Consider the following 12,604-nt stretch of genomic DNA (forward strand, 5'->3'; position numbering starts at 1 on the left):
ATAGTGGGGTTTTCGAGTGAGGACAAATAGACAAGGTATTGTTGTCTGGTTTCAGCATATGAAGAATATTAAGCAACTAAAGCGATATGGGAATTTGGTATATGCTTCCAAACGATTAAAATATGCTGTAATTTATATTAACCAGGATGAGATGGAAAAGGTAGAAGCGAAAATATTAAAGCAACCATTTGTTTCAAAGATAGAAAGATCGTATAAACCATTTGTCCGTACAGATTATGAAAATGCGAAACCGGACAAAGCAAAACAATATGATTATAAGATGGGAATCTAAATAAGCCTTCTTGGAATAATTATTTCCTAGCAAGGCTTTTTTGATGTTTTGAAGCCAACGTAATATAAAAAGAAAAACCTGCAGAAGATATTTCTGCAGGTCCCTTTGTTTTTCGTCCTGAAAAACAAAAAGGCAAAGGGAGAGGAGAAACCGGAGCAAGAACTTATGGGGAAGTGTAAGTCTACTCCGTTTGAAACAACCAAGCTAATAACTAGTTGTTCATAATGCTAGTATGTACCATGAAATTAATTATATACATTTATTATCATCAGATGAACTTGACCACTTATGAGATCATTGTTTTCTAATGTTTTATTTTATGGTAGGATATATGTCGAATAGCATCAAATTGAGGTGAATTCATGCGAGTTATTGCAGGTGATTTTAAAGGCAGGCAATTAAAAGCGGTTCCAGGCAAATCAACGCGACCAACAACGGATAAAGTGAAAGAAGCTGTATTTCAAATGATAGGTCCTTTTTTCGAGGGTGGGAGGGTACTTGATTTGTTTGCAGGTAGTGGATCGCTCGGAATTGAAGCGCTAAGCCGTGGAATGGATTATGGTATATTTGTTGATAAGCATCCAAAGGCAATACATACGATTCAAGAAAATATCCAAACATTGAAATTGGATCAATATGCTGAAGTATTTCGAGCAGATGCACATCGTGCAATTAAAGCAGCAGCTAAAAGAGAGTTGAAATTTGATCTTATTTTAATGGATCCACCGTATGGAAAAGTGGATTATGTAAAACTTATAGACGAAATGATGGAGCTGGACTTACTTAATACTGGTGGTACAATTTATTGTGAACATGATCCAACAGAGAAACTCCCAAATGAACAGACGGGTTTAAGTTTGGTGAAGCAAGAAAATTATGGAGGCACGATTGGAATAACAATTTATCGCACATAAATGGGCTGTAGTAACCTATCCCGGAAATCTGAGTATCGAGAGGGATCTTGTTTCATATACCTATTGATGCCAACATCTCATACTTTCCTGATTATGTTCAGGATCTTGGTTCATATCCTTGTGGTACTAGCATTCCTTGGAGAAAAGGAAATCTAAGAATTAATCCACTTTATAAATCGAAATAGGAAGGAAGTTATCGATGGGAAAGTTAGCAATTTGTCCAGGCACCTTTGATCCGATTACAAATGGACATTTGGATATTATTAGCCGAGGAGCGAAGGTATTTGATCAAGTTATTGTAGCTGTATTTAATAATCAAGCTAAATCACCACTCTTCACGGTAGAAGAAAGAATTCATTTATTAAAGGAATCCATCAAGGACATTCCAAATGTCACCGTAGATGCTTCAGACCATCTGCTAATGGATTACGCGCAGGAGAAAAATGCACATGCTGTTATCCGCGGGCTTCGTGCCGTGAGTGATTTTGAATATGAAATGCAAATTACATCCATGAATAGGAAGCTAAATGAAAATATTGAAACATTCTTCATGATGACGAATAATCAGTACTCTTTCCTTAGCTCAAGCATGGTAAAGGAAATAGCTAAGTATAATGGGAATATTAGCGGACTAGTACCTGAATTTGTAGAGCAAGCACTGAAGGAAAAATATAATCATATTTAAAAAAAGAGAAAAACCAGCTCCGTAAGCATCTGCTTTTTAGGAGCTGGTTTTTATATTCATGAAGCATTATTTGAAACTTCTCCGATAGAGAATAAACACAGATAGTGCTAGACATACAATGGTAACAACAGGTCCCACATCTTTCAGATAATAAAGAATTATCACCCAAATATTTTCTGTTAAGTCGAGATGTGAAACGGGTATTTCATTCAAATCAATTGTCTGCCTGTCTAAATATAGCGGTTTGTAGAGAATGATCGTTAATATAACGGCAAAACAACCATGTAAAATTCTTGCAAAAAAATATGGAAGATAGCGAATATCTGTTTTTGCGAGGATACTAGCTACTTGTGCATGAATCGAAAGCCCGTTAAAACCGAGAATAAAGCTAATAATTATTGCTTGCTGTAAAAGGGTGTCTGTCATCGTTTGGGAGATCATATTTGCTCCAATAGTAATTTCAAATAAACCTGAAAAAATTGGAAGTGCCAAGTCCGTAGGGAAATCGATGATTATTAAAAGCTGCTCCCAAATTGTGGCGATAGCAGATGAAATACCAACTAAAAATAACAGTTTTATTAGTACTGAAAAAAGAATGATGAATCCCCCAACCATGACCAATGTTTTAATGGAATTCAATACAGCATCGCCAAGAATCTCACCAAGCGGTTTATTCGCTTTTACACGTGATTCGTGCATTTCCCGAAAAGCTTTTATTAGGGAAACTTTCTGTTTGCTCGTTTTTTTGCGATCTGTTGCTTCTTCCTTTCTTCCATAGAAACGCATGCAAATTCCAACCATTGCATTACTTGTATAATGACATACTGCTAAAAGTGCTCCTAGCTTTAAATCATGGAAAAAACCAGCGGAAATTGCACCGAAAATAAATAGTGGGCTGGAATTATTAGTGAATGAAACGAGTCGTTCCGCTTCAATTTTCGACAATTGCTTCTCTTCACGTAAACGTGCTGTTATCTTCGCCCCTGTAGGATAGCCGCTTGCCATACCCATCATCCAGCCAAAGCTTCCAGAACCAGGAACGTTGAATAAGGGACGCATAATTGGTTCAAATAATATTCCAAAAAACTTTACAACCCCAAATGCTAGCAATAATTCAGCTGTAATAAAAAATGGTAGCAGGGAAGGAAATACTACTTCCCACCACATATTTAATCCACGAATGCCTGCTTCCAATGATTGATCAGGAAAGCGGATTAAAGCAATAGTCAAAAAAATTGAAAAACTTGAATAGATAAAGGTTTTAAGTAATTGTCCCAATCGAAAGCCTCCTACGAAATGAACCTAGCTCTGTACAACTTATTTCGTTAGTAGTAGAATTATTCTAGCTTGTACTAAAACATCGTTGGAAAAGTACGGGTCTATACAATATACGCTCATACATCAGATAAATATTCCATAGACATGTTAAAGAAATGTTTGGAAGGAAGAAAGGGGCTTTAAGCTGCAATGAGAATGACAAAAAGAAATATATTATTTTTTATTATCATAATTGCTCTTGTTTACTTTCTTGGTACATATCAATTACCATACTATATTCAAAAACCCGGTGGAGCGAATACGTTGAATCCTATTGTCGAGGTTGCGGATGGTTTTGAGAGTGAAGGAGACATGCACCTTGTGACGGTAAGTGGCCTCCAAGCAACACCGATTCAGTATGTACTGGCAAAAATATTCTCGTATCATGATATTTTACCATTGGATCAAGTTTTTCCTGAGGGAATTTCACAAGATGATTATATGCATGCTCAGCTGCAGGTAATGGAGAGCTCGCAGGAGGCTGCAACAGTAGTAGCCTATGAAGCTGCTGGTGAAGAAATAACAATCGATTATCAAGGTGTCTATGTTGTTTCCGTTGTTGATGGTATGCCAGCAGAAGGAAAGCTTGAAACAGGTGACCGTATTATTGGAATTGACGGTCAGGAAGTTCGCGAATCAGCAGACTTAATTCAGTATGTAGATGATAAAAAATCTGGAGATACTGTTCTAATCGAATTTGTTCGTGAGGAAGAGGCGATGGAGGCTGAGATCATGCTTGAGGAATTCAGTGACTTAGACAATCGAGTGGGAATTGGAATTAGTCTTGTTACGGATCGCGATGTAACAGTTGACCGCGATATTCAGTTTACAAGTGGAAATATTGGTGGACCGAGTGCAGGATTAATGTTCACGCTGGAGATTTATGACCAATTAACAGAAGAAGATATTACAAAAGGGCATGAAATCGCTGGTACTGGAGAAATCGATTATGATGGTAATGTACTCCGGATTGGTGGGATTGATAAGAAAATAGTCGCTGCAGATAAAGAGGGAATCGATATCTTCTTTGCACCGAATGAAAATGGAGCAGCGAACTCTAATTATGAAATTGCAAAGAAAACAGCAGAAGAAATCGGAACTGATATGCAAGTTATCCCTGTCGATACTTTTGAAGATGCATTACGTTTTTTAGAGGAAATGAAAGAATAACCTGGTTATGAAACAAATCGAAGTAAACTGAGAATGATTTTAAGAATAGCTAAACAAAAATAGATCTTGCAAAAGATCTATTTTTGTTTCATTACCGCTGATTGTATTTTCATTAAAGTATGATAGGTGCTTGCAGCTCCTGTTTAAACAGCTTTTGTCTGCTTTTGGGTGGCAGAATGCTGTAATAGGTATTACTTACTTTCTCTTCGATAGATAATATATTATGTTGATTTCTACCTATGCTTGACACGATTGGAACATTCATTTGCTTCTTTTGTTGATTTAAATAATTCCTCCCATTATTGGTTAACCCGATTACACGAACATACGGTACGGAGGAGTCTTGTGAGATCATCTCAATCTCAGTTTTTTTTGTATTCGTTAAAATATGCACAAACATTCGTTGAATTCTCGTCCATGTATAACGCTTCGTTTTAATAGCTTCCACCCAATTTTGAAAGGAACTAGCTATCTTAGCTGTAGCTTTAATTCTATTTTCAATCCCCTCATCAACACCTTGTATAGTTGCGAGCTCTTCTTTCGACATGGTCATTACTCGATAGTGTAATAGCGGGAAGTATTTCTCCCAATCATGCCAATGAGAAGCCGTAAGTACATATTGCTGAAGCTGATTGACTGTTTCCCCTGGAAGGCTATCGGTAATCTTAGATGTCAATGTATGTTGTTTCATTAGCTCTTTTCGAATGCTTGTTGCACTAGCAATCGTGCCAGTTATGTTTTCATCATGAAATGCATTTGCTTTCCTCTTAATGGTTAATGGCTCAATTGGTAGCTTGTTTTCCATAATTGCTTTTACATAGCTATACCCGAGAATATTATTTGGTTTTGATAAATCCATACTCGAATCTGTCAGCCCAATCTCTTTATAAGCATATGTACTAGCTTCTGGAAAAGAGTTTCCTGCATCTAAATAATATTTTAGTGTATGATTAAAAATTGATGATTTCGCTTTAAATGTATGGTAGCTTGATAAAAAGCTATTTATTGAGCCGGATTCACTTCCGAAACAAACACTGTTTACACCGAATTCATAGAGTGTTTTAACAGCCCCGGCGGCAAAAATATCACTATGCTGTACAGCGTAAACATAAGGGAGTTCGAGCACAACATCGATGCCAGTATTTAGTGCTGCTTTTGTACGGTGGAACTTATCAATTATCGCAGGCTCACCCCGCTGCAAAAACGATCCGCTCATCACGGCAACTACACAGTCAGCAGCTGTTGTTTTTTTAGCTTCCTCCAAATGATAGACATGACCATTATGGAATGGATTGTATTCTACGATTAGACCACATGCATTCATTTCCTCAACTCCCATGGGCTTAATGGTATATATTGTAACAAAAGATAGTCATTCGCGCATCTTCCATGCTATAATGATTAGTAAAATTGCTAACGGGAAGAATACATATATGTGTAAAGAAAAAATGTTGACAAAAGCTCATTTTTCTTTTAAAATAACTCTTGTTGCCTAGAGGTGATAATATTGAAATTTACATTAAGTCAAATCAGAAAAAATGCTGTCGATAAGCCATTTGAGTTTGATGAACTTGTGAATGTCCATGAACTACAAACAATGAACAATGATATACGTAAAATCAATGATGTTCGTGTCCATGGGAAAGCAGACATTCATGGAAATCAATTCTTTTTCTCTTTTCTGATTGAAGGGGAAATGGTATTACCATGCGCTAGAACCTTGGTTGATGTACCATATCCATTTACAGTTAAAGCAAATGAAGTGTTTTCAACTTCTTCTTATGATGGCAGCGATGAAGAAGAACATGATATTCATCTTATAGATGGAGAAGTGCTTGACTTAACTCCGATTATCAAGGAAAATATTTTATTGGAAGTTCCATATCGAGTATTTTCCGAAGAAGCAAATCCAGAAGAAGGTGCTCCTTCTAAAGGAAATGGTTGGGAATTTGTTTCAGAAGTGAAAACAGAAAAGACAATAGATCCCCGTTTGAAAAAATTGGAGTCTTTGCTTAAAAATAATAAGAAAGAAAAATAAGAATTACATTCAAGTTTTACTTTCATTTGAAGGAGGTGTAAGTCATGGCAGTACCTAAACAAAGAACGTCTAAAAAAGTTAAAAATCAACGTCGTACTCATAAAAAATTACACGTACCTGGCATGGTAGAATGTTCTAATTGTGGTGAATTAACAAAACCACACCATGTTTGTAAATCTTGTGGTCACTATGATGGAAAAGAAGTAGTGAGCAACTAATATCAGGATGTATAAAAAACAGATCACATTTTTAAGTGGTCTGTTTTTTCTTTTTTTGAAGGAATATGCGACATAATGCGCAATTTTGGTTAGAGCGTATATCCGCTCCTGATATATTCTTCGTTAATACTGGCTTACTACCTATAACTAACATAGATGATTGAAATACTATCGTTACTCTAAACAGCTCGGAACGATCCTGGACGGCGGGAGCTGCTCGAACTTAACAAACAGAAGTTAGTTCGTAATTTATATTATTGTATAAAAAAAGACTACAATTTTTAGCAGGAGTTGTTCTGATGGAATGTGCTTGCTGTGAAAAATTTTCAGTTTGAAACAAGAATCCTATTCTAGTACCCCTATTTTTTGCATACATTGATAGCAAACGTGTTAGGAGGGGTGTTATGAACGATACAAGGCAGGATGCATGGGCAAAGGATGAGGATATTATCCTTGCTGAAACAGTATTACGCTTTATTCGAGAAGGTAGAACGCAGCTCGAAGCATTTAAAGAGGTTGCAGCCCAGCTTTCTCGTACATCAGCAGCATGTGGATTCCGCTGGAATGCTACTATTCGCAAACAATATCAAAATGCCATTCAGTTGGCTAAAGAAGAACGAAAAAGCGGGTTAAGGAAAGGGACGCCTAGTGCTAATCATAATGAATCTGCAGAACGATATACGATAGAGTCTGCTATACTTTTACTCGAGAAAATGAAAACTAATTTTGAAGATGCTGAGAAAGCGGAATTAGACAAAACGTATCAACAAAAATTAAAGGATATAGAAAAAGAAAACGAAAAGCTGAAAAATCAATTATCACGTTATGATAACGCATGGCAGGAAATGAATAAGCTATGGACTTGGGTAAGAGAAAGTAAGCAAAATTAATTCAAGATGAATGTAGAAAGTGAAACCATGATCTAATTATACTTTCATAAATAGTAAAAAAAACCTGAATGGAGCCGATCCATTCAGGTCTTGCTTTTCATTAATTGGGGTTGATTTCCTTTTCTTGAACACCTTCAGGAAGCCAGATTAGTGGGTTTTCTCCTAAATCTCTTTCCATTTCATAATGGGCTTTTACAAATCCCATCTTTTCCCAGAAACCATGGGAATTTATCCGTGGACTTGTTTTGATCGGTAGTTTAGACTCTTTTGCAAAATCAACCATTAATTTTCCAATCCCTCTACCTTGGTAATCTGGTAGAACTTCAAGCTTCCATATTGTTAAATAGTCCTGTTGTGGTGAAAAGTAATAATCGTATTTTTTATTAACCTCGTATAAACTCATTCTTGCAATTAGATTATCACCATAGTAAATTCCAAAAAATGGAGACTTACTATCGTTTTCAATGATGTTATTTTGTAAGTCTTCCATCATCGTTAATTCTTGATTTCCATATTCTTTAAATCGCTTAAATTTTTCGAGTGTCTTATAATTGACTAAAAGATTTTCGACTTTTAAATGATCCATTAGCTTTCTCCCCTATCTAAAGTTAGTACCTATTTTCCCAATGTTCCTACCTGGAACATTGCGGAAGCGTTTACCTCATGTGAGTCAAGTGTCTGTATAAATACAGTATAATACAAAAATGATAATTTTTAAATAAATTGTAAACCTATGAATGTATAATCACAAAATAACTAGAAATTTTAATCCATCTTGTATGCTTATCTGTTACAATAAAAAATAAGTTTATGGGGATGGTATTTAAAATAATTGAAGGATAATAGAAAAGGAGAAAACAAAAGCACATGCTTGATTATTTCATTTATAGTATTGCGTTTTTTATTACAATTCCACTTGTTGCAACTATACTCATTTATATAATTTCCATAAAAAAACATGGAAACAAATTGCGAGCCTTGCATCAAGCTGTTAATTGGACAACTTGTTTTTATATTATCGCAGTCTCGATTATGCTAAAACTAATTGTTGGAAGCAGCTTTGTGGGCTGGATGGTTGTTTTATTTTTGATTGCTCTTGGGAGTGTAATTATATTCCAATGGAAAAGCCAGACTGAGATAGTTTTTCGGAAGGCGATAAAGATCATATGGCGATTGGCTTTCTTGTTGTATTTTACAATGTACATATTACTAACATTTATCGGGGTCATCCAGCGGTTAATAGGTTAAATGATGAAGTATAAACAGATTAGGTGAAATGGATGCAGTTTTTATGTACAATACAATTTGTACATAATGATATATAGAAGGAGAACGGAATCCATGCGAATCAACCCTATACAACTGAAGACTCAAAGTCAGCTGATAACGGATTACCGTAATAATGCAGGTACTATTATGGATTTCTTTGATTATCTACCTCATGATAATTACTATCAGCGAGTCAGAGATCTACATGAACGTACTTTTGAGCGGAAACACTTAACGGATGTATTATTTACGATGAATAAGGAGTGGGGCGCACCAGCGTCAACTTTGAATAATATTGAAAGGTTAAAAGAAACGGATAGTGTTGTGGTGATAGGAGGACAACAGGCGGGCCTCTTAACAGGACCAATGTACACAATAAATAAGATTGTCTCTATTATCCAACTCGCCGGGCAGCAGGAGGAAAAGTTAGGGATTCCGGTAATTCCTGTTTTCTGGATTGCTGGGGAAGATCATGATTTTGAAGAAATTAATCATGTTTATTTACCTGATGCCAACAATATGAAAAAATATAAAATCCGTCATCGTTTAATGGATAAACGCTCTGTATCGAATATATCCATTAATCGATCCGCTCTCGTTGAATGGGTAGATGAATTGTTTGAGCAGTTGAAAGAGACCAAGTTTACGAAACGAATTTATGCTACTATTCATGAAGCTATTGAGTTATCAGACACCTATACAGACTTTTTTGCTCGAGTGATTTTTCATCTATTTAATGAAGATGGACTTGTCGTTGTTGATTCTGGCAGTGCTAAGACAAGACAGCTGGAAACAGAACATTTCAAGAAAATGATAAGGCATCAGGAGGAGATCAGTTTGGAGGTGTTTAATGTTTCTGAACGACTTGCTAAAGATGGATATGCTATATCTTTAGAGCTAAGTGAGGCGGTCGGCCATTTGTTTTACCATAAAGATCAGGAACGAATACTCCTTTTTAGAAATGATGAAGGGGAATGGGTTGGAAAACAGAATGAAGTGTGTTTTCAAACAAATGAATTAATTTCTATTGCTGAAAACTACCCAGAACGGTTAAGTAATAATGTGGTAACCCGCCCATTGATGCAGGAGTTACTATTTCCAACATTAGCATTTGTTGGCGGACCAGGTGAAATTGGTTATTGGGCTGCATTACAACCTGCATTTCATGCTTTGAATATCAAAATGCCGCCAGTTGTTCCTAGACTTTCGTTCACTATTGTTGAAGACAAAGTGAAGAAAGCATTGGAAAAATTTGATATTGATATAGCTGATGCTATCAATAAAGGTGTTCGCGTTACAAAGGAAAAATGGCTGCAATCAAAAAGTAATCCTCCAGTTGAAGATTTATCCATTCAAATGAAGGAAGTTATTGAGACAGCGCATCAGCCGCTAAGGAAATTAGCTAAGAGTATTCGAGCTGATATTGGCGATTTGAGTGAAAAGAACTTAGAATATCTATATCGCGATATTGACTTTTTAACAGAACGGATCGTGAAAGTTTTAGAAGAAAAGTATGAAAAAGAATTACGAACCTTTGATGAAATAGAAAGGACGTTACACCCGCAGGGGGGATTACAGGAACGGGTTTGGAATCCGTTGCCATGGATCAATACCTATGGGATAGAGTTTATTTCAGAGCTAACATATCGACCTTATGATTTTGAGAAAGGTCATTATATTATTTATATTTAATTGTTTTAGGGAAACTTTCACCACTATCCCCCACCATTTTATAAAACAATAAGAAGAAGCTGTCAAACGTTGATATGACAGCTTTTTCTTATTGTTTTTATCTGGTAAAAAAGACCTATTTTAATAAGAGGTAGATATTTTTTATTAAATAAAGTGGAGGATAGTGGAGGGATGTGGTAATATAAAAAATATGAAAGTGGGGCGGACTAGATGTTCATGGGCGAATACCTACATAGCATTGATACAAAAGGTAGAATTATTGTCCCTTCCAAGTTTCGTGAAAATCTCGGAGCTAGCTTCGTGGTGACGCGCGGATTGGATAAGTGTCTATTCGCATACCCTATGGAAGAATGGAAAATTTTAGAAGAAAAATTAAAGAAACTCCCACTTACTAAAAAGGATGCCAGAGCGTTTACTCGTTTTTTCTTTTCCGGAGCTGTTGAATGTGAAGTGGATAAGCAGGGAAGAATAAATATTCCTCCAACGCTTCGCAAGTATGCAAACCTGGAAAAAGATTGTAACGTTATCGGCGTATCAAACCGTGTAGAGTTCTGGGCAAGTGACAGCTGGGAAGAATATGTTACAGATTCTGAGGAATCCTTTGGAGAGATTGCCGAAAATCTAATGGATTTTGATCTTTAATAATACGAAAGCGTAGGCGCAGGGCGCTGGAGCTGGACGTAATCTTCTTGGAAAAGCTTTTTCACAGAGCGGCTGGACATTAGTCGTAAATCAATAAAGTGGGTGTAAGTATGTTTGAACATTATAGTGTTTTAAGAGAAGAAACGATAAAGGGATTGGCGATTAATCCGAACGGTACATATGTAGATTGTACGGTAGGTGGTGGTGGTCACTCGCTAGAAATCGCCAAGAGACTGAGTGAAGATGGATTACTAATTGCATTTGACCAGGATCTTGATGCCTTAGAAGCTGCGAAATCAAGGTTGAAAGCATATGAGGATAGAATATTGTTTGTTCATTCCAATTTTCGAGGATTGGAAAAGGAACTGACAAACAGACAAATAACGTATGTAGATGGAATTTTATTTGACCTTGGTGTTTCCTCACCCCAGCTAGATAGAGGGGAAAGAGGATTCAGCTATCATCACGATGCCGAGCTGGATATGCGTATGAACCAGACAGAAGAGCTGACAGCTTATGAAATTGTTAATACGTGGCCTTATAGTCAGTTGGTCTCTATTTTTTTCAATTACGGAGAAGAGAAATTTTCAAAACAAATTGCAAGGAAAATTGAGGCCTACCGTGAGAAAGAGGAAATAAGAACAACTCATCAATTGGTAGAAATTATTAAAGAAGGTATCCCCGCAGCAGCAAGACGTAAAGGTGGACATCCTGCAAAGCGGATTTTCCAAGCGTTGCGTATCGCAGTAAATGATGAATTGGCGGCATTTAATGATGCACTGCACCAAGCTGCAAAAATGGTGGGTGTAGAAGGCAGAATTGCGGTTATTACTTTCCATTCGCTTGAAGATAGACTTTGTAAACAAGCATTTAAGAAATGGAGCACGGAAAAGGATACACCAAGGAATTTACCAATAATTCCAGCAGAACATCAAGCGCCATTTAAATTAATTACAAGAAAACCAGTTATGCCAGGGGATTATGAATTAGATGAAAATCGAAGATCGCGTTCGGCAAAATTACGTGTTGTTGAGAAAGTAACTGAATGGAGAAATGAATTTACTTATGAAGAAGGGTGGAAGAAATAATGAGTGCTAACGGAGCCCGTAATTGGCAGCAAATCAATCCACAGTATACTCCAAACACAGAAAAAGAAAAGAAAGTTTCTGTTAAAGTAAAAAATAATGGATGGATAACTAAAGGTGAGAAAGTTATATACTCCTTTATTGGGGCGTGTCTCGTCATTTCCGGTATTTATATGGTGTCATTTTCTTCGACAACTGATACAATAAATAGGGAACTTCAGCAGCTTGAACAAACCGTTAATACGCAACAGGTAACAAATGATGGTCTCATGTTTGAAGTGAAGGAATTGTCAAGACCGGAACGAATTATCGAGATTGCAGACAAAAATGGATTGAAAATCCAAAATGCGGAAGTAAAGCAAGCGCAGACGTTTAACAACTAAGCAAGGGGC

The 12,604-nt window shown here is 36.5% G+C and carries 15 protein-coding genes; 12 read left to right on the forward strand and 3 right to left on the reverse strand.

The annotated features are described in order from the left end of the window. The first annotated feature begins 16 nt into the window (after window positions 1-16). The 3 genes from NYE61_RS00315 (at window position 17) to coaD (ending at window position 1,891) form a co-directional block, all read left to right on the forward strand. The gene (locus tag NYE61_RS00315) at window positions 17-292 is read left to right on the forward strand and encodes a DUF2129 domain-containing protein (protein WP_095308477.1); all 276 of its coding nucleotides are present in this window, start codon (window positions 17-19) and stop codon (window positions 290-292) included. 362 nt (window positions 293-654) lie between these two features. Next, on the forward strand, window positions 655-1,206 hold the full coding sequence (gene rsmD / locus NYE61_RS00320; RefSeq protein ID WP_095308478.1) for a 16S rRNA (guanine(966)-N(2))-methyltransferase RsmD: 552 nt from the start codon (window positions 655-657) through the stop codon (window positions 1,204-1,206). A 199-nt stretch (window positions 1,207-1,405) separates the two neighbouring features. Further along, on the forward strand, window positions 1,406-1,891 hold the full coding sequence (gene coaD / locus NYE61_RS00325) for a pantetheine-phosphate adenylyltransferase (RefSeq protein WP_095308479.1): 486 nt from the start codon (window positions 1,406-1,408) through the stop codon (window positions 1,889-1,891). A 66-nt stretch (window positions 1,892-1,957) separates the two neighbouring features. Here coaD and ylbJ read toward each other — a convergent pair whose 3' ends face one another. After that, the gene (gene ylbJ, locus NYE61_RS00330; RefSeq protein WP_095308480.1) at window positions 1,958-3,169 is read right to left on the reverse strand and encodes a sporulation integral membrane protein YlbJ; all 1,212 of its coding nucleotides are present in this window, start codon (window positions 3,167-3,169) and stop codon (window positions 1,958-1,960) included. A gap of 189 nt (window positions 3,170-3,358) precedes the next feature. Here ylbJ and NYE61_RS00335 point away from each other — a divergent pair, with 189 nt between their 5' ends. Then, complete coding sequence (locus tag NYE61_RS00335) at window positions 3,359-4,378, forward strand: SepM family pheromone-processing serine protease (protein WP_303448227.1); 1,020 nt, start codon at window positions 3,359-3,361, stop codon at window positions 4,376-4,378. Window positions 4,379-4,490: 112 nt separating this feature from the next. Here the strand turns inward: NYE61_RS00335 and NYE61_RS00340 are convergent, their stop codons facing one another. Beyond that, a complete protein-coding gene (locus tag NYE61_RS00340) occupies window positions 4,491-5,717 on the reverse strand; it encodes a nucleotidyltransferase (RefSeq protein WP_339316568.1) in 1,227 nt (408 codons plus the stop codon). Between the two features lie 168 nt (window positions 5,718-5,885). Between NYE61_RS00340 and NYE61_RS00345 the strand changes: the two genes are divergently transcribed. The 3 genes from NYE61_RS00345 (at window position 5,886) to NYE61_RS00355 (ending at window position 7,524) form a co-directional block, all read left to right on the forward strand. Then, window positions 5,886-6,416: a YceD family protein gene (locus NYE61_RS00345; RefSeq protein ID WP_095308484.1), complete on the forward strand. Its 531-nt coding sequence runs from the start codon at window positions 5,886-5,888 to the stop codon at window positions 6,414-6,416. Window positions 6,417-6,460: 44 nt separating this feature from the next. Next, window positions 6,461-6,634, forward strand: coding sequence for a 50S ribosomal protein L32 (rpmF, locus tag NYE61_RS00350; protein WP_095308485.1), 174 nt, complete (start codon window positions 6,461-6,463; stop codon window positions 6,632-6,634). Between the two features lie 404 nt (window positions 6,635-7,038). Further along, the gene (locus NYE61_RS00355; protein ID WP_339316571.1) at window positions 7,039-7,524 is read left to right on the forward strand and encodes an RsfA family transcriptional regulator; all 486 of its coding nucleotides are present in this window, start codon (window positions 7,039-7,041) and stop codon (window positions 7,522-7,524) included. Window positions 7,525-7,624: 100 nt separating this feature from the next. Here the strand turns inward: NYE61_RS00355 and NYE61_RS00360 are convergent, their stop codons facing one another. Next, window positions 7,625-8,110: an N-acetyltransferase gene (locus tag NYE61_RS00360; protein WP_095308487.1), complete on the reverse strand. Its 486-nt coding sequence runs from the start codon at window positions 8,108-8,110 to the stop codon at window positions 7,625-7,627. A 281-nt stretch (window positions 8,111-8,391) separates the two neighbouring features. On the opposite strand from NYE61_RS00360, the gene NYE61_RS00365 reads away from it, so the two are divergent. The 5 genes from NYE61_RS00365 (at window position 8,392) to ftsL (ending at window position 12,595) form a co-directional block, all read left to right on the forward strand. Further along, window positions 8,392-8,772: a DUF3397 domain-containing protein gene (locus tag NYE61_RS00365; protein ID WP_095308488.1), complete on the forward strand. Its 381-nt coding sequence runs from the start codon at window positions 8,392-8,394 to the stop codon at window positions 8,770-8,772. 93 nt (window positions 8,773-8,865) lie between these two features. Next, window positions 8,866-10,485, forward strand: coding sequence for a bacillithiol biosynthesis cysteine-adding enzyme BshC (bshC, locus tag NYE61_RS00370; protein ID WP_339316573.1), 1,620 nt, complete (start codon window positions 8,866-8,868; stop codon window positions 10,483-10,485). A gap of 210 nt (window positions 10,486-10,695) precedes the next feature. After that, window positions 10,696-11,127, forward strand: a complete 432-nt coding sequence (mraZ, locus tag NYE61_RS00375) for a division/cell wall cluster transcriptional repressor MraZ (protein WP_095308491.1) — start codon at window positions 10,696-10,698, stop codon at window positions 11,125-11,127. 110 nt (window positions 11,128-11,237) lie between these two features. Then, window positions 11,238-12,215, forward strand: coding sequence for a 16S rRNA (cytosine(1402)-N(4))-methyltransferase RsmH (gene rsmH, locus NYE61_RS00380; RefSeq protein ID WP_187393135.1), 978 nt, complete (start codon window positions 11,238-11,240; stop codon window positions 12,213-12,215). After that, on the forward strand, window positions 12,215-12,595 hold the full coding sequence (gene ftsL / locus NYE61_RS00385; RefSeq protein WP_095308493.1) for a cell division protein FtsL: 381 nt from the start codon (window positions 12,215-12,217) through the stop codon (window positions 12,593-12,595). Before rsmH ends, ftsL begins: the two co-directional genes overlap by 1 nt. The last annotated feature ends 9 nt before the right edge of the window (window positions 12,596-12,604 follow it).

Origin of the sequence: Oceanobacillus sp. FSL W7-1304 (assembly GCF_037969805.1) — a bacterium.
GTDB classification, from domain to species: domain Bacteria; phylum Bacillota; class Bacilli; order Bacillales; family Amphibacillaceae; genus Oceanobacillus; species Oceanobacillus profundus.